This is a genomic window from Mesorhizobium sp. L103C131B0, from assembly GCF_000502275.1.
Lineage (GTDB): Bacteria > Pseudomonadota > Alphaproteobacteria > Rhizobiales > Rhizobiaceae > Mesorhizobium.
Genome location: NZ_AYXC01000012.1, coordinates 20,630 through 42,229, shown reverse-complemented (window position 1 = coordinate 42,229; position 21,600 = coordinate 20,630). Strand labels below are relative to the sequence as shown.

Here is a 21,600-nt window from a genome sequence, read left to right as displayed (position 1 = left end):
CTGCCGGCATCCTCTCCCCGTACGGGGTGAGGACAACTCACCCGATCACCTTTTGTTCCGATTTTGCTTGGCGATCGCGCGCCGTCGCGCTACCTCTTTCGCGTGACCGAGCAGCCGCGCCTTGCCAAACAAAATGCCGCCGTCCTTCTGCCCGAGCCATTCATCAGATGGTTTGGCGAAAAAGGCTGGTCGCCGCGCGCTCACCAGATCGAGCTGCTGGCGAAGGCTCAAGCCGGGCAATCGGTGCTCTTGATCGCACCGACCGGCGCCGGCAAGACGCTGGCCGGCTTCTTGCCATCGTTGACCGAACTGGCCAACCGCCCCAGACGCAAAGCCGGTATGGCACGGCGCGGCATCCATACGCTCTACATCTCGCCGCTGAAGGCGCTGGCCGTCGACATCGAGCGCAACCTCGGCAAGCCGGTGGAGGAGATCGGCCTGCCCGTCACCATCGAGACGCGCACCGGCGACACGCCTTCCCACAAGCGGCAGCGCCAGAAGCTGGCGCCGCCCGATATCCTGCTCACCACGCCCGAGCAATTGGCGCTGCTGATTGCGGCCGGCGATGCCGGGCGCTTCTTCGAGGATCTGCGCTATGTCGTGCTCGACGAGTTGCATTCGCTGGTGACATCGAAACGCGGCCATCTGCTGGCGCTCGGGCTGGCGCGGCTGCGCAGCATCGTGCCCGGCCTGCAGACGATCGGTCTGTCGGCAACGGTGGCCGAGCCCGACGAGTTGCGGCGCTGGCTGGTGAGCCAGAATCCGCCCAAAGGCCTGGCAAGTCCCGATATGTCTGAGCTCATCGTCGTAACCGGCGGCGCGAAGCCCGAAATCTCGATCCTCGATTCGGAAGAGCGCGTGCCATGGGCCGGCCATTCGGCGCGCTATGCGACGCCGGAAATCTACCGCGAGATCAAGCGCCACAAGACCACCCTGCTGTTCGTCAACACCCGCAGCCAGGCCGAGCTGCTGTTTCAGGAATTGTGGCGGGTCAACGAGGATACCTTGCCGATCGCGCTGCATCACGGCTCGCTCGATGTCGCCCAGCGCCGCCGCGTCGAGAAGGCGATGGGAGACAATGCCTTACGTGCCATCGTTGCCACCTCGACGCTCGATCTCGGCATCGATTGGGGCGACGTCGATCTGGTCGTGCATGTCGGGGCGCCCAAGGGCGCCAGCCGGCTGGCGCAGCGCATCGGCCGTGCCAACCACCGCATGGACGAGCCGTCGAAGGCGATCCTCATCCCGGCCAATCGTTTCGAGGTGCTGGAGTGCCGGGCAGCGCTGGACGCCAACTATCTGGGCGCCCAGGATACGCCGCCGCTGGTCAATGGCGGGCTCGATGTGCTGGCCCAGCATGTGCTGGGCTGCGCCTGCGGAGCGCCGTTTCGCGCCGACGATCTCTACGAGGAAGTGCTGACAGCAGCGCCCTATGCCAGCCTCGACCGGCCGACATTCGACCGCGTCATTGATTTCGTCGCCACCGGCGGCTACGCACTGAAGAACTACGAGCGCTACGCCCGCATCCGCCTCAACAAGGACGGCATGTGGCGGGTCTCCAATCCCCGCGTCGCGCAGCAATATCGGCTGAACGTCGGCACCATCATCGAGGTGCCGGCGCTCAATGTGCGTTACGTCAAGGCCGGCAGCAAAGGCTCGGCTTCGCACGGCGGCCGGGCTCTGGGCAAGATCGAGGAGGCCTTCCTCGAAACGCTGACGCATGGCGACACCTTCATGTTTGCCGGCAAAGTGCTGCGCTTCGAAGGCATCCGCGAGAACGAATGCTTCGTCTCGAATGCGCCGGGAAGCGACGCCAAGGTTCCTTATTATGGCGGCGGCAAATTTCCGCTTTCGACTTACCTCGCCGAGCAGGTGCGCGCCATGCTGGACGACCCGCAGCGCTGGAAGAAGCTGCCCGAGCAGGTATCGGACTGGCTGCGGTTCCAGGCCGACAAATCGGTATTGCCCAAACGCGACGACCTCTTGATCGAGACCTTTCCGCGCGGCAACCGTCACTATCTCGTCGCTTATCCTTTCGAGGGCAGGCTGGCGCACCAGACGCTCGGCATGCTGCTCACCCGCCGGCTGGACAGGGCCGGCGCCAGGCCGCTTGGCTTCGTCGCCACCGACTACGCATTGGCCATCTGGTCGCTGGGCGATATGGGCGCGATGTTCAAATCGCGGAAACCTTCGCTTGGCGCTCTGTTCGACCAGGACATGCTGGGCGACGACCTCGAGGCTTGGCTGGCCGACAGCTGGCTGCTCAAGCGCACCTTCCGCAACTGCGCGCTGATTTCAGGCCTGATCGAGAAGCGCCACCCGGGACAGGAGAAAAGCGGCCGTCAGGTCACCGTCTCGACCGATCTGATCTATGACGTGCTGCGCAGCCATGAGCCCGACCACATCCTGCTGCAGGCGACGCGCGCCGACGCGGCGACCGGTCTGCTCGATGTCAGCAGACTTGCCGACATGCTCTCGCGTATCCAGGGTCGAATCGTGCATAAGGCACTCGAACAGATATCGCCGCTGGCCGTGCCGATCATGCTCGAAATCGGCAAGATGCCGGTGAATGGCGAGGCCGACGAAACGCTGCTGATGGATGCCGCGACTTTGGTCGAGGAAGCCATGGGTCCTGGGATGGTTGAGGAATGAATTTTTCGCTGGCGCGGGCATCGCTGATCGCCGAGGCCGACTTTGTCGGCATCGCGGGCGAGCGCGCGATCTGTGATTCGCGCGGCGTGCTCTATTTCCCCGATCTGAGGCTGCTCGCGGTCTCCGACCTGCATCTGGAAAAGGGCTCGTCCTTCGCCAGGCGCGGCGCACTGATCCCGCCCTACGATACCGGCGCCACTCTGCTCCGGCTGCAGGCGGTAATCGCGGACTACCAGCCGGCCATCGTCATCAGCCTGGGCGACTCCTTCCACGACGGCGGCGGCGCCGAGCGCATGCATCAAACCTTCCGCGATCGGCTGGAAGCATTGATGGCCGGCCGCGACTGGTTCTGGGTCGCCGGCAACCATGACCCGGAAGCGCCGGCGGATTTGCCCGGCGAGACGGTGCGCGAACTCGCCATCGGCTCGCTGCTGTTCCGCCACGAGCCGTCGAAGATAAGAACCGAGGGCGAAGTTGCCGGCCATCTTCACCCTTGCGCCCGCATCGTCCAGCAGGGCCGCTCGGTGCGGCGGCGCTGCTTTGCCGGCGATGGCGGCCGCATGATCATGCCGGCCTTCGGCGCTTATACCGGCTCGCTCAACGTGCTCGACCGCGCCTATGCCGGCCTGTTCCGCCGCGAGACGTTGATGGCCTATATGATGGGCGCCGCGCGCATCTTCGCCATTTCCGGTTCGATGCTGCGGCCGGGCTAAGTTTCTACGGTATAAGCACGGTTGCGCCTGTCGTCTGCCGTGCCTCGAGCCGGCGATGCGCCTCCGCCACTTCGGCAAGCGGCATGCTTGTGTGCACCGGGATTTTCACTGCGCCGCTGAGGACGACGCTGAACAGATCCTCGCTCATGGCGACAACGTCCTCACGCCTGGCGAGATGATGGAACAGCAACTGCCAGGTGGCGAACAGCGAACCCTTTTGCATCAAAAGCATGATGTCGAATGGCGGGATCGACCCCGACGCTGTGCCGTAGCTGACGAAGGTGCCGAACGGCCGCAGGCAGTCGAGTGAGGCGGGGAAGGTCGCGTTGCCGACGCCGTCATAGACGACGTGGCAGCCTTCGCCGTTGGTGACCTCTTTCACCCGTGCGGCGAAATTCTCTTTGCTGTAGTCGATGACATAGTCGCAGCCATTGGCGCGCGCAAGTTCGGCCTTTTCGGGTGAACCGACCGTGCCGATGACGGTCGCGCCGAGATGTTTGGCCCATTGCGCCAGGATGAGGCCGACGCCGCCCGCCGCGGCATGCACCAGGATGGTATGGCCCGCCTCGACGCGAAACGTGCGGCGCAGCAGATATTGCGCCGTCAGCCCTTTCAGCATCATCGCCGCACCTGTCTCGAAATCGATGGCGTCGGGCAGATGCACGACGAAATGCGCCGGCACGATGCGTTCTTCGGCATAGGCGCCGAGCGTCTCGACATAGGCGACTCGGTCGCCAGGCGCGAAGCCGCTGACGCCTTCACCGACGGCGACGATTTCGCCGGCGCCTTCATTGCCGGGAATGAATGGCAGAGCGGGCGGCGCGTATTCGCCGGTGCGAAAATAGATGTCGACGAAGTTGAGGCCGACCGCCCGGTTGCGCACGCGCACCTCGCCCGGTCCGGGCTGGCCGATGTCGACATCTTCGTAGGCGAGCATATCTGGCCCGCCATGGCGGTGAACACGGATCGCTTTCATGGTTTTCTTCCCTGCGCTGTTTCTCTTGAGTGTGAGATAGCGCGTGGCGGGATATCATTGTAGACTGATACCGATGACATCAGAGTTCAAACAAAATGATATCTGAACAGATCGGCCTCGACCTTCTCCGCACCTATGTCGCGGTCTGCCGGCAAGGTAGCCTGAGCAGGGTCGCCGCGCAGACCGGTAAGACCCAATCGGCGCTAAGCATGCAGATGCGCCGGCTGGAGGGCCTGCTCCAGCGGCATCTGTTCCAGCGCACCGGCCGCGGCGTTGTGCCGACTGCGGAAGGCGAGCTCTTTCTGGGATACGCGACCCGCATCCTCGCTCTCGGCGATGAAGCGGTGGCGCGTCTGCAGCAGGCTAGCATTGGCGGCGGCGTGCGTATTGGTCTTGCCGAAGAGGTCACCACGGCCGCGCTTTCGGCCGCGCTTGGGCGGCTGCATCGCACATATCCCGACATCAGCCTCGACGCGATGGTCGAGCACAGCGTCGCGCTGGGACGGCTGTGGAGCGAGGATGCGCTGGATGTCATGATTGCCCCGACATCCGTCGTCGCGGCCGATGCCGTGACGACATGGAACGTCGAACTGCAGTGGGTCTGCGCCCAGGACTATATGCTGGACCATGACCGGCCACTCGATCTCGCCGCCTTCGGCGCAACCTGCCCTTGGCGCAGGCGGATGATCGAGGCGCTGGTCGCCGCCGGCCGGGAGCACCGGATCGTCCTGTCGTGCCAGAGCGTCACCGGCCTTCAGGCCGCCATCGAGAACGGACTGGGCGTTGGACTGCTTCCGCCCGAATCCGTGCGCACCGCTTCGATGCGGGTGCTGAAGACGTCAGCCGGCCTGCCCGAGCCGCTCACGGTCCAATACGGCCTTTACGCGCACGACCGCAGGACAGCTGTAATCGATGCCGCGATCGAAATCCTGCTTAAGGATTTGCCGGCGGCGCCACGAGCACGGGCCGCCTGACGGCGGGACGCTCTACCGGCCGTAATAGAGGGTGACGGTGTGCTTGGCCTCGGCGAAGAACAGCCAGCGCTCGACCAGCATGCCGGCGAACTGGACGGTTGCCGCAAGCACCGACAGCACCGCTGCGAATGGCCAGGGCAAAGCGAATAAGACAGAAAGCAGCAGCAGGGCAGGCAAGGCGAAAGCCAGCAACTGCGTGATCAGCCGCAGCTTTGCACCGTGCTTGCGGGCGATGCGAAAGCCCATTTCCTTGAGCAGGTAGTTCTCCTCGGTGTGCGGCCATTCCAGCGAGCGCACCGTCCCTCCGGCGAGGCCTGTCGCCGTGTTAGCGGTGGTCGCGATCTCCAGCGCGTCATTGTATCGCCACGTCGCCAGCTTCCAGCCCCAGCCGAGCAAGGTCAGCAGCAGGGCGGCTAACGCAACGGCGGTCGGGCTGATGGCGAAAGCCTGCAGCAGCGCGTTCAACAGCACGCTGCCGGTCATCGCCGCAAAGATGAGATAGCCCGGCAGCGTATACGGGCTATGCCACTGCGCGATCGGCTTCAGCGAGGCATAGATCATGCCGGTGGTGCAGACGGTGACGATTGCGCCGATAGTTGCGAGAAACCCGGCGATGGCCATCCAGCCTCCGGTGCGGCCAAAAAACACCCAGCCGATGCCGAACAGCCCGGCGGGAATGAAGGTCGCGACCGAGGCCACGCCTTCGCGCGACAGCCAGGAACTGCGCCATTGCGAGAAGGCGCGCCATGCGCGTTCGGGGCGGCCGAGATGGACGGTCGAAGACAAAAGGCCGGCAGCAATCAGCCCAAGCGCCAGCCCCATTCCGATAAGGCCAAGCCAGAAATCGGCCGGGATGAAGCCCAGCCCGCCCAGCACGCCAAGCAGCGCCAGCAGTCCGTAGCCCGCTCCTGTAGCAATGGTGAAGAAAACGACCGAGGCGGCAGGATGCATGGATATCAGTTCGAAAGCATGCGGTCGACCCAGCCGAGGAAACCGCCTTCGGCCCTGACCGGGTCGAGCCTTGCCGCCGGCACCGATGCGGCACGCCGGGCGCGCGGCGGCAGGTACTTGTTGGTCGGCTTGTAGCCCATCTCCGGCATCAGGTCGACGCCGCCACGCTCCGCCACCAATTGCGAGACAGCCGACGAAGGATCGCCGAGATCGCCGAAATGCCGGGCGCTGGTCGGGCAGGCGGCTACGCAGGCCGGCACGCGGTCTTCCTCGGCCAGATTGTCATTGTAGATGCGGTCGACGCACAGCGTGCATTTCTTCATCACGCCAACATCGGGGTCGAATTCGCGCGCGCCATAGGGACAGGCCCAGCTGCACAGTTTGCAGCCGATGCATTTGCTTTCGTCGATCAGCACGATGCCGTCCGATGCCCGCTTGTAGGAGGCGCCGGTCGGGCAGACGGTGACGCAGGCCGGCGTCTCGCAATGCAGGCAGGAGCGGGGGAAGTTGACGGTGCGCCCGCCCGCTTCGGTGATGTGCTCATAGCTGTGTACGCGGTTGAACCAGACGCCGTCGACATGGCCGCCATAGGGGTCGATGTCGGTCAGTGGCGCCATGTGGCCGCCGGTGTTCCACTCCTTGCAGGCGGTGACGCAGGCCTGGCAGCCGACGCAGGTGTCGAGGTCGATGACCAGGCCAAGCTTCTTGTCTGTATGGGCGGGAAGGCAGGTCATTCCACGGCTTCCGTATGGACGCGGAACTCGGCGCCGAAGCGAAGGATGTCGGGCGAAGGCTCGACATTTGGCGGCTGGCTGAAACGCTCGAATTGCGGTTCGGTGAAGCCGGCTTCCTCATCAGAGCATTTGACAATGCGTACCCTGAGGTCGAACCACGCCGCCTGGCCGGTCACCGGATCGGAATTCGAATAGCGTTTGCCTTTCGCGTCAGCCGATGTCTGGTCGCCGATAATGTGGTTGAGCAGGAAGCCGCGATTGCTCTCGGCAGCGTTGTCCTTCAGACCCCAGGCGCCGCGCCTTTTGCCGATGGCGTTCCAGGTCCAGACCGTATCCGCATTGACCCCGTCGACCAGCTTGATCTGTCCCTTCACCCGGCCGTTGATACTTTCGATCCACACCCAGTCGTCGTCGGCCAGGTCGAGAACTGCCGCGGTCTGGTGGTGCACGAACAGGCGGTTCTGGCTGGTGATTTGCCGCAGCCACGCATTCTGCGAGCCCCAGGAATGATACATGTGCATAGGCCGCTGCGTCAGCGCATGCAGCGGGTATTTCTGCGGATCGACCGCGGCCTCTTCGAACGGGGTAAACCAGAACGGCAGCGGATCCATATAGGTCTCGATGCGCTGGCGTTCGCTCTCGGGCGGCTGGACGCGACCATGACCGCGCGCGGCGAGGCGAAAGCGCTGCATCGGTTCGCAATAGAGCTGGAACACGATCGGCTCGGCCTTGGGGATGAACCCCATCTGCTCTGCGAAGTCGAGATAGGAGCGGTTGGCCATCTTGTAATAGCGCTGGTCCTCAGCAAAATCCTGGTGCCAGAAGCCGCCATTGTAGATGTAGCGCTGCAGCTGGTCGGGATTGACTTCGCCCTTGCCGACAGACGTGCCGTCCTTGCCGCGCCAGCCGGCGAGCGGGCCAATGCCGGGCGTGCGTTCGTGATTGACGATGTAGTCGGCATAGTCGGCATATCTGGCCGAGCCATCGTCCTCGACGAAGCCGGGCAGGCCAAGCCGAGCGCCAAGTTCGATCAGCACCGATTGGAACGGCCTGACATCTCGGTCCGGTTCGACCACCGGATGGCGGATCGCGTCGCCCGGCCCGTCGGCATGGCTGATCGGCCGGTCGAGCAGGCTGATGCAGTCGTGACGTTCGAGATAGGTGGTGTCGGGCAGCACCAGATCGGCGAACGGCACCGTCTCGGAATAATAGGCGTCGGAATAGATGATGAAGGGGATCTTGTAGTTACCCGCTTCGTCATGGTCGGTGAGCATGGCAATGGTCTCGACGGTGTTCATCGAGGAATTCCAAGCCATGTTCGACATGTACATCATCAGCGTGTCGATCGGGTACGGGTCACCGGCCCACGCATTTCGGATGACCGTATGCATCAGCCCATGCGCGGCGAGCGGCGCATCCCAGGAATAAGCCTTGTCGATGCGCAAAGGCGTGCCGGCCTCGTCGACCAGGAGATCGTCCGGCCCGCAGACGAAGCCGAGCGGCATACCGCCCAGCGGCGTCATCGGCTTGACCACCTTGCCGGCCGGCTTCGGTCCCGGCGGCGCCGAGCGCGGGTAGGGCGGCTTGAAACGGAAGCCGCCGGGCACGTCCACCGTGCCGAGCAGCACCTGCAGCAGGTGGATGGCGCGGCAGGAGTGAAAGCCGTTGGAGTGGGCCGAGATGCCGCGCATGGCATGCATCGACACCGGCCGTCCCTTGATCGTCTCGTGCCGCCGTCCGGCCCAGTCGGTCCACGCAACCGGCAGTTCGATCGTCTGTTCGAAGGCGACGTGGGCGAGTTCGGCGGCGATCCGGCGGATGGTGTCGGCCGGAATGCCGCATCGTGCCGCGACCGCATCGGGTGCGTAGCTGTCGTCCATGTAGCGGTCGGCGATAAGCCGAAACACCGGCACGCAGCGGCGGCCGGCGAACGTGAAGCTGCCGGTCAGCGCCGGCTTCGCATCCGCATCGGCTGCGTTGACGGTTGTCTTCGCCACTCTGTCCCACGCGAGAATATTGTTGTCGCTGTCGCGCAGGAATAGCCCGTCATCGACCGCGCCCGGCTCCTGGATGACCAGCACATGGGCGTTGGTGTAGCGGAGCAGATAATCGAGATCGACGCGGCCCGCCTTGAGCAGTTCGTGGATGAGGGCGAAGACGAAGAGGCCGTCGGTGCCGGGCCGGATCCCGATCCAGTCGTCGGCAATCGCGTTGTAGCCCGTGCGGCACGGGTTGATCGACACCACCTTGGCGCCGCGCGCCTTGAGTTTACCCAAGCCGATCTTGATCGGGTTGGAATCATGGTCCTCGGCGACGCCGAACAGCATGAAGTATTTCGTATTGTCCCAGTCCGGCTCGCCGAACTCCCAGAACGAGCCGCCGATCGTGTAAAGCCCGCCGGCCGCCATGTTGACCGAGCAGAAGCCGCCATGGGCGGCGAAGTTCGGCGTGCCGAACTGGCTCGCCCACCAGCCGGTCAGCGATTGTGACTGGTCGCGCCCGGTGAAGAAGGCAAGCTTTTTGGGATCGGTCCGGCGGATATGCGATAGCCGCCCGGTCGCAATCGAAAGGGCTTCCTCCCATTCGATCTCACGGAATTCGCCCGAGCCGCGCGGGCCGCTACGCAGCAGCGGCTTCTTCAGCCGCGCCGGGCTGTAATGCTGCATGATGCCGGAGCTGCCCTTGCCGCAGATCACGCCGCGATTGACCGGATGGGCCTTGTTGCCGTTGATGTAGCGCACCTTGCCGTTCTTGATATGGACGTCGATGCCGCAGCGGCAGGCGCACATATAGCAGGTGGTCTTGGCGATGCTGTCGGAAACATCGGGCGAGGTGTCGACGCCGTCGCCTTCATCCGGCGCGCGCGTGTCGGCAAGCGACCGTTGCGACGGTGCGGAATTGGCCCCGCGCGGCGCAGCTGGGTTCATGATGCCGGCGTGCTTTTGCTACCTGCGAATTTGGCCCGCGTCTTCGGTCCGGGGCCACGCATATAGTGTTCTTCAGGATGATATCGATCGCCGGCCAGCCGCCGCCTGAGGCCACGGGTCCAATGCGCAAAAAGGGATCTGAACCGCCCGATCATTTTGTTGGCCGCGATTTGTTGGCGAATTTTTTCTAACTTCGACTGAAAAAGTAGAATAAAGCTATCGATCCGTCTAATCAGTTGTTCTTGTAAATTCGATCGGAATTGGTTCTTAATGCACACATGACGCTGGACCAGTTGCGCATTTTCGTTGCCGTTGCCGAACGCGGCCATATGACCAAGGCGGCGGAGCTTTTGGGCATCTCCCAGTCGGCGGCATCGGCCGCCATCCGCGCTTTGGAAGAGCAGCATGGCGTTCATCTGTTCAACCGTGTCGGCCGCAACATCGAGCTGGCTCAGACCGGCCACCGTTTCCTGCCCGAGGCCAAGGCGGTGCTGGAACGCGCCGACGCCGCCCGAAATGTGCTGGAGCATGTCTCGGAGACGGTCGCCGGCAGCCTGTCGATCGCCGCCAGCCTGACCATCGCCAGCTACTGGCTGCCGCGCAGGCTGGCCTCTTTCCATGAAGCCTACCCGGCGGTGCGCTTAAGCGTCAGCATCGGCAACACCAGGCAGGTCGAGGCCAATGTGCTCGACGGCACCGCCGATCTCGGTCTGGTCGAGGGGCGCACCGAGTCAGACATCCTCCGCCGCACCAAGGTCGACGTCGACAGGTTGATGCTGGTCGTCGCCGCCTCGCATCCCGAAATCGCCGAGATCGCGCCGGGCCGCCCGGATATCAGAGGGCTGCGCTGGATCATCCGTGAGGGTGGTTCGGGCACGCGCGAGGTGCTGGAGGACCTGGCCCGCCGCGAGGGGATATCGCTTGGCGACCTGCAGATATTTCTGGTGCTGCCGAGCAACGAGGCGGTTCGCCAGGCGGTCGAGGCCGGCGCCGGCGCCACCATCATCTCGGACCTCGTCGTCGGACGCGCCGTCGCCGAGGGCAGTCTCCGGTCGGTGCCGCTCGAACTGCCGAAGCGCGACTTCGCCATGATCACCCATCGTGACCGCCAGGCAAGCCTGGCCCAGATGGCGCTCAAGGCGCATCTCGGCGCTGGAGCCGTCAGCAATCCGGCGTAAGCGATCAGGCGAACTTCCGCTGCGCATCCAGCGCCAGGCCAAGGCCGACCGAGCCGAACATGTCGCCCTCGATAACGGCGGCTTGCGGCACCAGCGACAGGATTTCACGCCGTGCCAGCGGGATCGCGGTCGAACCGCCGGTGAGGAATACGGCGGTGATCGCAGAGGCCGTTATGCCGGCATCGGCAATCGTCTGCCGCACCGTAGCGGACACCCGCTCGATGTCGGCTGCAATCGTTTTCTCCAGGCCAGTGCGCGTGATCTCGGCTGCAAAACGCGCGCCGGGCAGCGCCACCGCCACATCAGCCGAAGCCTGATCCGTCAGCGCGATCTTGGCTCGTTCGACGAGGCCGGCCAGCGCATGGCCGTAACGGTGCTCCACAATATGGATGAAGCGGTCGACTAGGTCGGCGCGAACGGCCTCGAAGCGGACTTGCCTCAGATGCGTCATCGCCTTGGCGGTGTAGACGAGGTTTATGCGCTGCCACGTCGCGAGATCAATGAAATAGCTCGCCGGCAGGTTGCGCTTGCCGTCTTTTGTGGGCGAGAGATAGCCGAGCTTGGGCATGACATGGGCGATGCTGAGCAGCCGGTCGAAATCGGTGCCGCCAATATGAATGCCTCGGTTGGCGAGGATGTCGTCCTTGCGGTCGCTTGAACGGGATCGTTGCGGCGAAACGCGCACGATCGAGAAGTCGGACGTGCCGCCGCCCATGTCGACGATCAACGCCAGTTCCTCGCGCTTCACGTCCTGCTCATAGTCGAGTGCTGCCGCAATCGGTTCGAACTGGAAGGCGATGTGCTTGAAGCCTTGCGCGCGCGCCGCTTTTTCAAGCTCGCTTTGCGCCTTGGCATCGGCTTCCACATCGTCGTCGACGAACTGCACCGGCCGGCCGAGCACAACGTTCTCCACCGGAGCGCCGGCGTCTTCCTCAAGCCGCTTCTTCAAATGGCCGACGAACATGCCGACAATGTCGATGAAACCGATCTGCCGGGCCTTGATCCGCGTCTTCTCATGCGCCAGCGAACTGCCGAGCACGCTCTTCAGTGACCGCATCAGCCTGCCNGCCTGCCCTCGATGGCGTCGGTATAGTCGGCAATGGCGCGGCGGCCGAAATAGGTGTGACCGTCCTCGAAGTTGAAGAACACCGCACTTGGCAATGTCGGCTGTCCGCCTTCCAGCGCCACCAGCCGTGCCTGGCCGTTGCGGATCACGCCCACCGTGGAATTGGACGTGCCGAAATCGATGCCGCCAAATGCCTGGTGCATTGCAGCCTCCTGTCATTGGGCCGTCGCTGTGGCAGGCGTCGCAAGACGCGCGCCGTCCAGAGGCCGGACCGTTCTGCCGAATGATTGTGCGTGTAACCCGAGGGTTGGGAGGCGGCGGTCTATCGCAAGACTGAGAAAAGGGGAACCCCCTTTCCCCGGAAATGGGTCGTGCGCGTCAATCCCTGCGGAAGATCAGCCTGCCCAGCCAGCCGGTGATCATGGCCAGCGACACGGAGAAGACGCCGTAGAGGAAGGAGTAATCATGCGCGACGCGGAAGATCGACTGTTCGAAACCCGATTTGCGGATTTCGAGCTGGGCCGAGCTTTCCTTGAGGAACAGGCCGCTCTTGAACAGGAACGCGCGGGCTTTATGGGTTCCAACCGGGACGTTGGGCGCCAGCCGCACCGTGGCGCGAAACAGGTTCTGCGACAAGAACTGCACGCCGCCGACATTCTCGCTATAGAGGCCGGTCGCCGCCTTGCGCTCGCGCAGCGCCACGGTGAATTCCTCGATCGTCGCCGGACTGTCGGTTAGCTCGGCCGGCTGCATGTAAAGGTTGGAGGCGCCGAGCGACAGCTGCTTGTAGCAGTTGGGTTCGGTGATGTCCTGCAGCGGCCGCGTCGTGGCGACGGAGTAGGAGACCGGCACGTTCTCGAAGGTCTCGGATTCCAGGTTGACCCAGACGCCGAGCACCCGGTCCTTGCGGCGCACCACAACCGGCCGCGGCGGCCCTTCGAGCACGACGATGACGTCGTAGCGCCCCTGCCGCGCGACCAGCGGGTCGGGGTTTTCCAGCGAACCGAAAATGGTCAGGTCGGCGCCGGAAAAGCCGGCGGTGATCGACACCGCGTCGGTGGAGAGACCGATCTGGATGCCTTCCGGCAAGGGGTTCGGCGATTGCGCTGCCGCCGGCAGAGCGAGGGCGAGAAGCAAAACGGCGGCCGAAAAAATCCCCCACCGCGGCATCAGTTCAGGCCCGCGGCGGTCAGCGAATAGAGGTTTGGCGGCGTGACGAAGAGATCGATGGCAAGCCGGATCGCGACCGCCAGCACCAGCAGCGCCAGCAGTGCCCTGAGCTGTTCGCCGCGCAGCTTCTGTCCTGCCTTGGCGCCATATTGCGCGCCGGCAACGCCGCCCGCCATCAGCAGGAAGGCAAGCATGACGTCGACCGTCTGGTTGGTGGTGGCGTGGACAAGCGTGGTGTAGGCCGAGGTGAAAATGATCTGGAACAGCGAGGTGCCGATGACGACGTTGGTCGGCACCTTCAAGAGATAGATCAGCGCCGGCACCATGATGAAGCCGCCGCCGACACCCATGATCGACGACAGGAAGCCGATGCCGGCGCCGAGCCCCAGCACCGGAATGACGCTGACGAACAGCTTCGAGGCCCTGAAGCGCATCTTCAGCGGCAGCCGGTGGATCCAGTTGTGCTGGCCGGATTTCTTCAAGACCGGCGCCGCACCGCTGCGCGTCGCGCGCAGCGCATTGACGCTCTCGACCAGCATCAGCCCGCCGACGGTGCCAAGCAGCACGACGTAGAGCAGCGAAATGAACAAATCGAGCTGGCCGAGCCGGCGCAGGAAGGCAAAGACAAAGATACCGCCGGTCGAGCCGACGATGCCGCCGGCCAGCAGCACCCCGCCGAGCTTGAAGTCGAGCGTGCCGCGCTTCATGTGCGACAGCGCGCCGGAGAAGGAGGAGGCGATAACCTGGTTGGCGCCAGTGGCAACGGCGATTGCCGGCGGGATGTTGTAGAAGATCAAGAGCGGCGTGATCAGAAAGCCGCCACCGACCCCGAACATGCCCGACAGGAAACCCACCGCCGCGCCCATTGCCAGCAGCACGAAGACGTTGACGGAAATTTCCGCGATCGGGAGATAGATGCCCACCCGTCAGTCTCGATCAGTTTGCCTGTCGGCGATTGCAGCCATTCCAGGGCATTGTCGCACCGAAAAGCCAATTCCTTCTTGCACCGCCGGGGCAGTGGGATCAAACCCCGCCGCCCTACCGAAACAAAAAACATCTCAAGCAGTTAACAGGCAAATGTATGGCAAGGGCGTCGCGTTAGCGACGCATCTGCCGTTATTTGTGCGCCAGCAGCGCCTTCACCAGCTTTTCGTCGATTTCGCCGGTCGCCTGCATCTTGTTGTCGGTCTGGAAAGCCATGATTGCGGTCTTGGTCTTGCCGCCCATCACGCCATCGGCGCCGCCGGCATCGTAGCCGTTCTTGTTGAGGATGAGCTGGATGTTCTTGACCGCCTTCTTCATGTCGACGCTGGCGGTGGTCTGCGGCGTGCCTTCCTGCCAGGATTCAGGAATATCGGCCGAGTTGGACGCCGGGTCGAGCGGCTTCGGCTTCCACAGTTCCGTGGCGGCGCGGGCCCGCTCCAGCTGTTCGGGGCGCAGCGCAGTGGCGACTTCGTCGCGCTTGGCAGCCGCATCCTTGTCGCCGGTCTTGGCGACGAGCGCGAACCATTTGTAGGATTCCTCCAGGCTCTGCTTCATGCCGACGCCCTTTGCCGCCAGGATGCCGAGATTGAACTGGCTGTCCTTGACGCCGACATCGGCCGCCGCCTGAAACCAGTGCGCGGCCGATTCATTGTCGGTCACGCCGTCGGCGGCCATGGCAAACAGAACGGCCAGGTTGTGCATGGCGCTGGCATTACCCTGCGCGGCGGCGAGCTGGTAGAAGGTCTTTGCCTTCTTGACGTCGCGCGTGACGCCGATGCCCTTCTCGTAGAAATTGCCGATGCGGTATTCCGCCGGTGCGAAGCCGAGCTCGGCCGACTTTTCGTACCATTTGGCCGCTGCCGCCATGTCTTCCTTGACGCCGCGCGATTCAGCATAGCGCGAACCGAGCTCGAACAGCGCCTTGGCGTCACCGCCGGCAGCCGCGTCGCGCAAGGCTTGCGGGCCTGCATCGGCCGGAACGTCTATCTTGGCCACGACAGGTGCTACCGCAGCATCAGCCGGCGGAACGGCGCCGGTAGTATCCGAGGCCGTCGTATCCGAGGGCGCCATGACGGCGGCCGCAGGCTGCGCGTCGGCAGCCGCCGGTTCCGCAGTGGCGGTGGTCGGCAGCATTGCATTTGGCGTGGGGGCCGGATCGGCCAAAGCCATCGGCGCTGGCGCGGGCTCCACCGCCGGCACTTCGGGCCCAGCGACCGAGGCCGCATTCATTGGCGCATCATTGCCAGCTGCCGGTTCCGTGGGCTCCGCCTGCCTGACGATCCGGGCCGGCACGTCCTGCACGGCCACCTGCTGTTCTGCCTTGGGTTGGCTGGCAGCGTTGACCGAGGCAGTCTCGACCGGCTGCGAGGCGACGATCGGCGCTGTATCGTTGCTTGCGACCTCGACCGGGTCGGCGAAGAAGGCCTTGCCCAACTGGAGGCCGGCAAGCGCCAGCATGATCGCGACCGCTCCCATCAGGATCGGCTTGCGCCGCGCCTTGAGCAGGTCGCCGATACGAAGCGCCTTGACCGGGCCCTTCATGGTGGACTGGCGTTTCAGTGCGTCGGCCTCGGCGGCCGCGGCTTGCGCCGCGCGTCTGGCAGCGGCAATGAAGTCGGATTTCGATGCATCGCCGGAGTTTTGGCGCACCGGTGGGCCACGCTCGTCGCGCACGCGCTTCATGATGGCGTTGAGGTCGGGCGCGCCGGAGCCCGGCTCCAACGGCCGGTTGGCGAGCTTCGGATCGAGCGGCTCGTCGAGATCGACGCTCGGCATGTCGACATTGGGCCCCGAGCCGGCAAGCGGCGGCATGTCAGCCGGCTTCTTGCCCCTGAAGGCGCGCGCCAATCCTCCGAACAGCGACTTCTTGGCCGTGCCTTCGCCTTTCTCGGCAATCCTGTCGGAACCGAGCGCTGCCTGGGCAGCGGCCGCGGCAGCTTCGGCTGGCGAGCGCCGCACTGGTTCGCTGCCCATGACCGGGTCGCTACGCGTACCCGAGTCGGCGCGCATATCCGGCTCGCTGCGCATGATGGCGGCGGCGCGGCCGTCGAGATCGGCCATGTCTCCGGTCAGCGGCAGCGGCTGGTCGATATCCATCGATGGCGCGTCCTGCACCGAAATCTTGGAGGCGCGTGCAGCGCGGGCCCGCCGCGCCGGCTCGGCCTGGGCATCCAGAAGCTCGCTCACCGCCTCGGCCGGTTCGCTGGTCTCCAGCGAGCCCAGACGATCGACGATCTTGAGCAGCGTGTCGTGGATCGCCTCGAATGTCCGTGAATTGCGCTCGTCCGAACGGCGCGTCAGCGCTTCCAGCGTCTTCAGATCCTGAGCAAGGCCGGTAACGGCCGCGGTGTTGGCGTTGGAATCTGCCAGCGAGCGCACGGCGCTCTCGGCTGCTTCGCGTGCCGCGCCCATGATGGATTCGCGGGTTCCGGCCAGCGACTTCTCGATTTCGTTGAGGCGCGGGCTGATGTCCTCGAATTCCGGCAGCGGCGTGCCGGGCTTCGACAGATGCGCCGATAGGCTGGAGACCTGCGCCTCAAGGCTGCGGATCAGTGCCGGATCGATGCCGGCGACCTGCGCGGCCGACGATTCGAGCCGGCTTGAAATGTCTTCGAGCCGGCTTTCCAGGCCGCGGATCGCCGCCTCGTTGGCAGGATCGGGAATGCGCGTCTCCATGCGTTGGGCGAGCGCGGTGAAGCGTGCATCGATGGCGTCCATGATGCCGGCGCTGTCAGCCTGCGGCTGGCGCTGGTCCAGCCGGTCGGCAACCTCGTCCAGCCGCCGCTCGAGATCGCGAAACAGCATGTTGCCCTGTTCGATGGCATCGCCCTGCCGACGTTCCATCATGCCCGACAGCACGTCGAAGCGCTGTTCCAGACCCTGGAAGATATAGTCGGCGTCGGGCATGGCCGGGGCGCGGTCGATCTTGTCGGCGATCATCGCGATCTGCTTGCCGAGGCGCTCCATCGCCTGTTCCGGCAGATTGGCGCGGCCGGCAAGCTCGTCGACCCTGTTCGAGAGCGTGCTGAGACGGTCGAGAACCTCGCCGCTCGGACGAACCTGCACGACTTCCTCGATCTGCTGCGCCAGCGAGGCGATCCGCTTCTCGATGCGCTCGAACGGTTCGGGGTCGAAGGAATTGGCCTGTGCGGCGACGGTCGAGGCGACGATGGCGCGCGAAATCTCGTCGAGCCGTTCATCGATCAGGCCAAGCGTGTCGCCGCCGCGGTTGCTCTGCTGGCTGACGAAATGATCGACGGCGCCGGCAAGCGTGCGGACCTTTTCTTCCATCGAGCGCAGCGACAGCGATTCCGGCAGATTGTGGACCGCATTGCTGATCTGTTCGAGCCGGTCGGTCAGGGCCGAAAATCCGGGGCCGTCGGCGCGGTTGCGCTGGTCGGCGTCGACACGGTCCTCGAACGCGCTCCAGCGGCGGTCGAAATCGTCCCAGCGGCGGTCGACCTTGAGCACGCTTTCCTCGCGCGCCAATGTGTCGAGCGCCGTCTTTACCTGCTCGAGCTCGAGCCGCAGCATGTTGACGCTTCGGTCGTCGCTCTTCTCGGCCAGCGTCTGGATGGCGCCGGACAGCCGCTCGAATTCGACGCCGAGTTCGGCGCTGCCCTTGCCGGGCAAGCCGCCTGCCTGACCACCCGATTGGTTGCTCGCCTGGAAGGCCCGTTCGATGTCCTTGCGCAACGCGGCGAATTCGCGCTGCAGGCCGGCCGTCATCTGATGGCGCAGTTCCTCGCGCAGGCCACGCAATTCGCCGGCGATCTTGCCGACCACGGCGACGCTGTCTTCCTGGCCGCGCACGCGGTCGATGTCGCGCGCGATCGCCTGATAGTTCTGGTCAAAGCCGGCCGGCCCGGCGCCTTTCGGCCGCGGCGTGGGCTGCGGGTCCTCGTACCAGCGCGGCGGGGCGTAGGGCTGGGCGCTTGCGTAGCGCGGCTCTGCGGGCGGCCGGCGCGGATCGAAGCGCTCGGCGGCGTCCTCGCGCTTGCGCTCCAGCCGCTGCTCCAGCGTTTCCAGCGAGCGGTTCAATTCGTCAAGTGTGGTGTTCGGCCTGCGCGGCCTGCCGGCGTTGAGTGTATCGAGATAGGACCGCTTGCTGTTCATCGATGCGTCCGTTTTTCAGAATGGCCGGCTTGCTGCCAGTTTCCCAAGTCCTTGTCGGGAACGAAGGCGGCCGCGCGGCACTGCTGCGGCGGAAGACGAGCTTCCCGGGCCAGGCCCGCTCTCCGAAAAACCGTGAAAAATTCGCTACAGGATAAACACGGGTGACCGACATCCGCACATTTCACCCATCGTGGTAAACAAGGTGTTAACCAAGCTTAAGAAGTTACGGCATTGCTGAAATACAGGCGGTGCCCGTTCGGACCCGGCGCCGGGGGTGCGGCATAAGGTTTCGCAATCCCAGAACGCCCTTGCGTCATGCGGCGGCTATCGATATAGAATTGACGTAAACGTAAGAGGGGCGCCGTTCGTGCCTTTTGCGATGAATTAGTTGAAACCACGACTGGAAGCATGCCCCCGCTTCCACTCAGGCGTTGCAAGGTCCAAGACCGCGATGCCACGACAGGGGAAAGCCAGTGACTATGAAACTTGTTTCGCCCGGCGAAGCCGCGGCCAACACCAACAATATGTCTGCCGAAGCCGGTGAGGAGCTCGTGCGCATCGGCGAGATGGCCAAGAAATACGGCGTGACTCTGCGCACGCTGCGGTTCTATGAAGACAAGGGCCTGCTCAATCCAAAGCGAGATGGGGCGACGCGGCTCTACACGCGTCGCGACAAGGCGCGGCTGAAGCTGATCCTGCTCGGCCGCAAGGTCGGGTTCTCGCTACGCGACGTCAAGCAGATGATGGATCTCTACGATCCCACGGGATCCAACACCAAGCAATTACGGCTGGCTCTCGACAAGTCGGAGAAGCAGCTTGCCCGCCTGCAGAAGCAGCGCGCGCTGATCGACGACGCCATCAACGAGTTGAGCGGCTCGATGTCGGCCGTGCGCCAGATGCTGTCCGAGCGTTCGGCCCCGGCCAGCGCCGCCAGCTGATTTTGCTCCGCAGCTCCCGGCGAAAGCTTTGAACTTAAGAGCCGCGCGGCCGCCCGCGCGGCTCTTTTTGTTTGACCCCCCTCGCTTTGCGCAAAGCTATGCACCGCGCGTGCCGATAGGCTGGCACAGGTAAATTTTGTCCCGGCGACAAAATTGACGTTTACGCAAACGTCAATTTTTGCTATCTCGCTTTCGACATTGGCCGGCGTGCCGCCCCAACCTCATGTTCGGGGCCCGATCTCGCGGCCAAGACCCGCATGGTGGAGGAACACATGCCGATCTACAGGGCGCCGGTCCAGGACACGCTGTTCGTGCTCAACGAGGTGCTGGGTTATCAGCGATATTCCAACCTTCCCGGATTTGCCGACGCGACGCCCGACGTTGTCGAGGCGATCCTCGCCGAAGGCGCCAAGCTCGCCGAAAACGTTATGCATCCTCTGAACCGCGTCGGTGACATGGAAGGCTGCGTGCGCCATGAGGACGGCTCGGTGACGACGCCGAAGGGCTTCAAGGAAGCCTACGACCAGTATCGCGAAGGCGGCTGGATGGGACTGGCGGCGCCCATCGAGTTCGGCGGCCAGGGGCTGCCCTATGCCGTGCACACCGCGGTTGCCGAATACATGGTTTCGGCCAACATGGCGCTGATGATGTATCCCGGCCTGACTCAAGGCGCTATCGCTGCTATCATCACACACGGCACCGACGAGCAGAAGGCGACATGGCTGCCGAAGCTGGTCGAGGGGTCCTGGACCGGTACCATGAACCTGACCGAGCCGCATTGCGGCACCGATCTCGGCCTGCTGCGCACCAAGGCGGTGCCGAACGGCAACGGCACCTACAAGGTATCCGGCCAGAAGATCTTCATCTCGGCCGGCGAGCACGACATGTCGGAAAACATCGTCCATCTCGTGTTGGCCCGCATCGAAGGCGCGCCGGCAGGCGTGAAGGGCATCTCGCTGTTCATCGTGCCAAAGCTGAAGCTCGATGCCTCGGGCAATCCGGGCGAGAAGAACACGCTCTCCTGCGGGTCGATCGAGGAGAAGATGGGCATCCACGGCAATTCGACTTGCGTCATGAATTATGACGAGGCCGAAGGCACGCTGCTCGGCGAGGCCAATGGCGGCCTGAAGGCGATGTTCACGATGATGAACGAAGCCCGGCTCGGCGTCGGCCTGCAGGGCCTGTCGCTGTCCGAGATCGCCTACCAGAACGCGGTCTCCTACGCCAAGGACCGGCTGCAGGGCCGCTCGCTGTCTGGCGCCAAGGCGCCGGACAGACAAGCCGATCCGATCATCGTGCATCCCGACATCCGCCGCTCGCTGATGACCATGAAGGCCTTCAACGAGGCCGGCCGCGCGCTGGCGCTGTGGACGGCGATCAAGTCCGACATCGCCCACCGCTCCGCCGACGACAAGGATCGCCAGGCGGCCGACGACTATACGGGCCTGCTGACGCCGGTGATCAAGGGCGTGCTCACCGACAAGGGCTTCGACCATGCCGTCATGGCGCAGCAGGTGTTCGGCGGCCACGGCTACATCGAAGAACACGGCATGAGCCAGTTCGTGCGCGATGCCCGCATTGCCATGATCTATGAAGGCGCCAACGGCATCCAGGCGCTCGACCTCGTCGGCCGCAAGCTTGGTCTGAATGGCGGCCGCGCCGTGCAGGCCTTCTTCAAGGACGTCGGCGAGTTCTGCGAGGAGAACCGTGCCGACGACAAGCTGGCGCCGTTCACCAAGGCGCTGAAGAAAGGCCTCAACGATCTGCAGGCGGCGACCATGTGGCTGGTGCAGAACGGCATGGCCAAGCCCGACAATGCCGGCGCCGCGTCGACCGATTACATGCATCTCTTTGGCCTTGTGGCGCTGGGCTACATGTGGGCGCAGATGGCCAAGGCCGCGCTCGGCAAGACCGGCGCCAACGGCTCGCAGTCTGTCCACGAAAATGGGGCTTTCTACGACAACAAGGTGGTGACGGCGCGCTTCTTCATGGAGCGGATCATGCCCGAGACGTCGGCACATCTGGCCCGCATTTCCAGTGGTGCGGACACGCTAATGGCGCTGCCTGCGGAAGCGTTCTAGAAATGGCTGGCGTCCCCCTCCCTTGAGGGGAGGGTGGCCCGAAGGGCCGGGAGGGGTCCTGCGTGCAGTGCGCCGGCTGGTTGGCGCTTTGGTAGGAGATGATCGCAATGCCCCAAACCCGCGTCAATTCCGAAGATAAG

Annotated in this window: 14 protein-coding genes and 1 pseudogene; 6 read left to right on the top strand and 9 right to left on the bottom strand. The window is 64.3% G+C overall.

Annotated features, from left to right (window positions below; genetic code table 11):
- Positions 1-45: 45 nt before the first annotated feature.
- On the bottom strand, positions 46-240 hold the full coding sequence (locus X730_RS1000000168730; protein WP_245261392.1) for a hypothetical protein: 195 nt from the start codon (positions 238-240) through the stop codon (positions 46-48).
- On the opposite strand from X730_RS1000000168730, the gene X730_RS145625 reads away from it, so the two are divergent.
- A complete protein-coding gene (locus X730_RS145625) occupies positions 148-2,652 on the top strand; it encodes a ligase-associated DNA damage response DEXH box helicase (protein WP_245261390.1) in 2,505 nt (834 codons plus the stop codon). The two genes, X730_RS1000000168730 and X730_RS145625, sit on opposite strands and share 93 nt — an antisense overlap.
- The gene (pdeM, locus tag X730_RS145630; protein WP_023692555.1) at positions 2,649-3,365 is read left to right on the top strand and encodes a ligase-associated DNA damage response endonuclease PdeM; all 717 of its coding nucleotides are present in this window, start codon (positions 2,649-2,651) and stop codon (positions 3,363-3,365) included. The genes X730_RS145625 and pdeM overlap by 4 nt, the downstream gene beginning before the upstream one ends.
- A gap of 4 nt (positions 3,366-3,369) precedes the next feature.
- Here pdeM and X730_RS145635 read toward each other — a convergent pair whose 3' ends face one another.
- The gene (locus X730_RS145635; RefSeq protein ID WP_023826807.1) at positions 3,370-4,341 is read right to left on the bottom strand and encodes a quinone oxidoreductase; all 972 of its coding nucleotides are present in this window, start codon (positions 4,339-4,341) and stop codon (positions 3,370-3,372) included.
- 95 nt (positions 4,342-4,436) lie between these two features.
- Here X730_RS145635 and X730_RS145640 point away from each other — a divergent pair, with 95 nt between their 5' ends.
- Positions 4,437-5,315, top strand: a complete 879-nt coding sequence (locus X730_RS145640) for a LysR substrate-binding domain-containing protein (protein WP_023826806.1) — start codon at positions 4,437-4,439, stop codon at positions 5,313-5,315.
- A gap of 12 nt (positions 5,316-5,327) precedes the next feature.
- Here the strand turns inward: X730_RS145640 and X730_RS145645 are convergent, their stop codons facing one another.
- From X730_RS145645 to X730_RS145655, 3 genes are read right to left on the bottom strand one after another with little or no spacing between them, the layout of a single operon-like run.
- Positions 5,328-6,266 carry a DmsC/YnfH family molybdoenzyme membrane anchor subunit gene (locus X730_RS145645; RefSeq protein WP_023826805.1) on the bottom strand — a complete coding sequence of 313 codons (939 nt, stop codon included), beginning with the start codon at positions 6,264-6,266 and terminating at the stop codon, positions 5,328-5,330.
- Between the two features lie 5 nt (positions 6,267-6,271).
- On the bottom strand, positions 6,272-7,000 hold the full coding sequence (locus X730_RS145650) for a 4Fe-4S dicluster domain-containing protein (protein ID WP_023669602.1): 729 nt from the start codon (positions 6,998-7,000) through the stop codon (positions 6,272-6,274).
- Entirely contained in the window at positions 6,997-9,927 is a 2,931-nt protein-coding gene (locus X730_RS145655) for a molybdopterin oxidoreductase family protein (protein ID WP_023826804.1), read from the bottom strand. Before X730_RS145655 ends, X730_RS145650 begins: the two co-directional genes overlap by 4 nt.
- A 278-nt stretch (positions 9,928-10,205) precedes the next feature.
- Between X730_RS145655 and X730_RS145660 the strand changes: the two genes are divergently transcribed.
- Positions 10,206-11,105, top strand: a complete 900-nt coding sequence (locus X730_RS145660) for a LysR family transcriptional regulator (RefSeq protein ID WP_023826803.1) — start codon at positions 10,206-10,208, stop codon at positions 11,103-11,105.
- Between the two features lie 4 nt (positions 11,106-11,109).
- Here X730_RS145660 and X730_RS01000000164620 read toward each other — a convergent pair.
- The 4 genes and pseudogenes from X730_RS01000000164620 to X730_RS145675 all read right to left on the bottom strand — a co-directional run bounded on the left by X730_RS01000000164620 (position 11,110) and on the right by X730_RS145675 (position 18,441).
- Positions 11,110-12,374 (bottom strand): annotated as a pseudogene (locus X730_RS01000000164620) (Hsp70 family protein).
- A gap of 175 nt (positions 12,375-12,549) precedes the next feature.
- Positions 12,550-13,341 carry a TIGR02186 family protein gene (locus X730_RS145665; protein ID WP_023826802.1) on the bottom strand — a complete coding sequence of 264 codons (792 nt, stop codon included), beginning with the start codon at positions 13,339-13,341 and terminating at the stop codon, positions 12,550-12,552.
- Complete coding sequence (locus X730_RS145670) at positions 13,341-14,264, bottom strand: sulfite exporter TauE/SafE family protein (protein WP_023669608.1); 924 nt, start codon at positions 14,262-14,264, stop codon at positions 13,341-13,343. Before X730_RS145670 ends, X730_RS145665 begins: the two co-directional genes overlap by 1 nt.
- A gap of 193 nt (positions 14,265-14,457) precedes the next feature.
- Positions 14,458-18,441 carry an SEL1-like repeat protein gene (locus tag X730_RS145675; RefSeq protein ID WP_023826801.1) on the bottom strand — a complete coding sequence of 1,328 codons (3,984 nt, stop codon included), beginning with the start codon at positions 18,439-18,441 and terminating at the stop codon, positions 14,458-14,460.
- A 479-nt stretch (positions 18,442-18,920) separates the two neighbouring features.
- On the opposite strand from X730_RS145675, the gene X730_RS145680 reads away from it, so the two are divergent.
- Positions 18,921-19,379, top strand: coding sequence for a MerR family DNA-binding transcriptional regulator (locus X730_RS145680; RefSeq protein WP_023755140.1), 459 nt, complete (start codon positions 18,921-18,923; stop codon positions 19,377-19,379).
- 272 nt (positions 19,380-19,651) lie between these two features.
- Positions 19,652-21,460, top strand: coding sequence for an acyl-CoA dehydrogenase (locus tag X730_RS145685; RefSeq protein ID WP_023751946.1), 1,809 nt, complete (start codon positions 19,652-19,654; stop codon positions 21,458-21,460).
- Positions 21,461-21,600 lie beyond the last annotated feature (140 nt).

Bases quoted from the DNA above. Each gene is read 5' to 3' on its own strand.
- pdeM (WP_023692555.1), top strand. From the start codon at position 2,649: ATGAATTTTTCGCTGGCGCGGGCATCGCTGATCGCCGAGGCCGACTTT.
- X730_RS145635 (WP_023826807.1), bottom strand. From the start codon at position 4,341: ATGAAAGCGATCCGTGTTCACCGCCATGGCGGGCCAGATATGCTCGCC.
- X730_RS145640 (WP_023826806.1), top strand. From the start codon at position 4,437: ATGATATCTGAACAGATCGGCCTCGACCTTCTCCGCACCTATGTCGCG.
- X730_RS145645 (WP_023826805.1), bottom strand. From the start codon at position 6,266: ATGCATCCTGCCGCCTCGGTCGTTTTCTTCACCATTGCTACAGGAGCG.
- X730_RS145650 (WP_023669602.1), bottom strand. From the start codon at position 7,000: ATGACCTGCCTTCCCGCCCATACAGACAAGAAGCTTGGCCTGGTCATC.
- X730_RS145655 (WP_023826804.1), bottom strand. From the start codon at position 9,927: ATGAACCCAGCTGCGCCGCGCGGGGCCAATTCCGCACCGTCGCAACGG.
- X730_RS145660 (WP_023826803.1), top strand. From the start codon at position 10,206: ATGACGCTGGACCAGTTGCGCATTTTCGTTGCCGTTGCCGAACGCGGC.
- X730_RS145665 (WP_023826802.1), bottom strand. From the start codon at position 13,341: ATGCCGCGGTGGGGGATTTTTTCGGCCGCCGTTTTGCTTCTCGCCCTC.
- X730_RS145675 (WP_023826801.1), bottom strand. From the start codon at position 18,441: ATGAACAGCAAGCGGTCCTATCTCGATACACTCAACGCCGGCAGGCCG.
- X730_RS145680 (WP_023755140.1), top strand. From the start codon at position 18,921: ATGAAACTTGTTTCGCCCGGCGAAGCCGCGGCCAACACCAACAATATG.
- X730_RS145685 (WP_023751946.1), top strand. From the start codon at position 19,652: ATGCCGATCTACAGGGCGCCGGTCCAGGACACGCTGTTCGTGCTCAAC.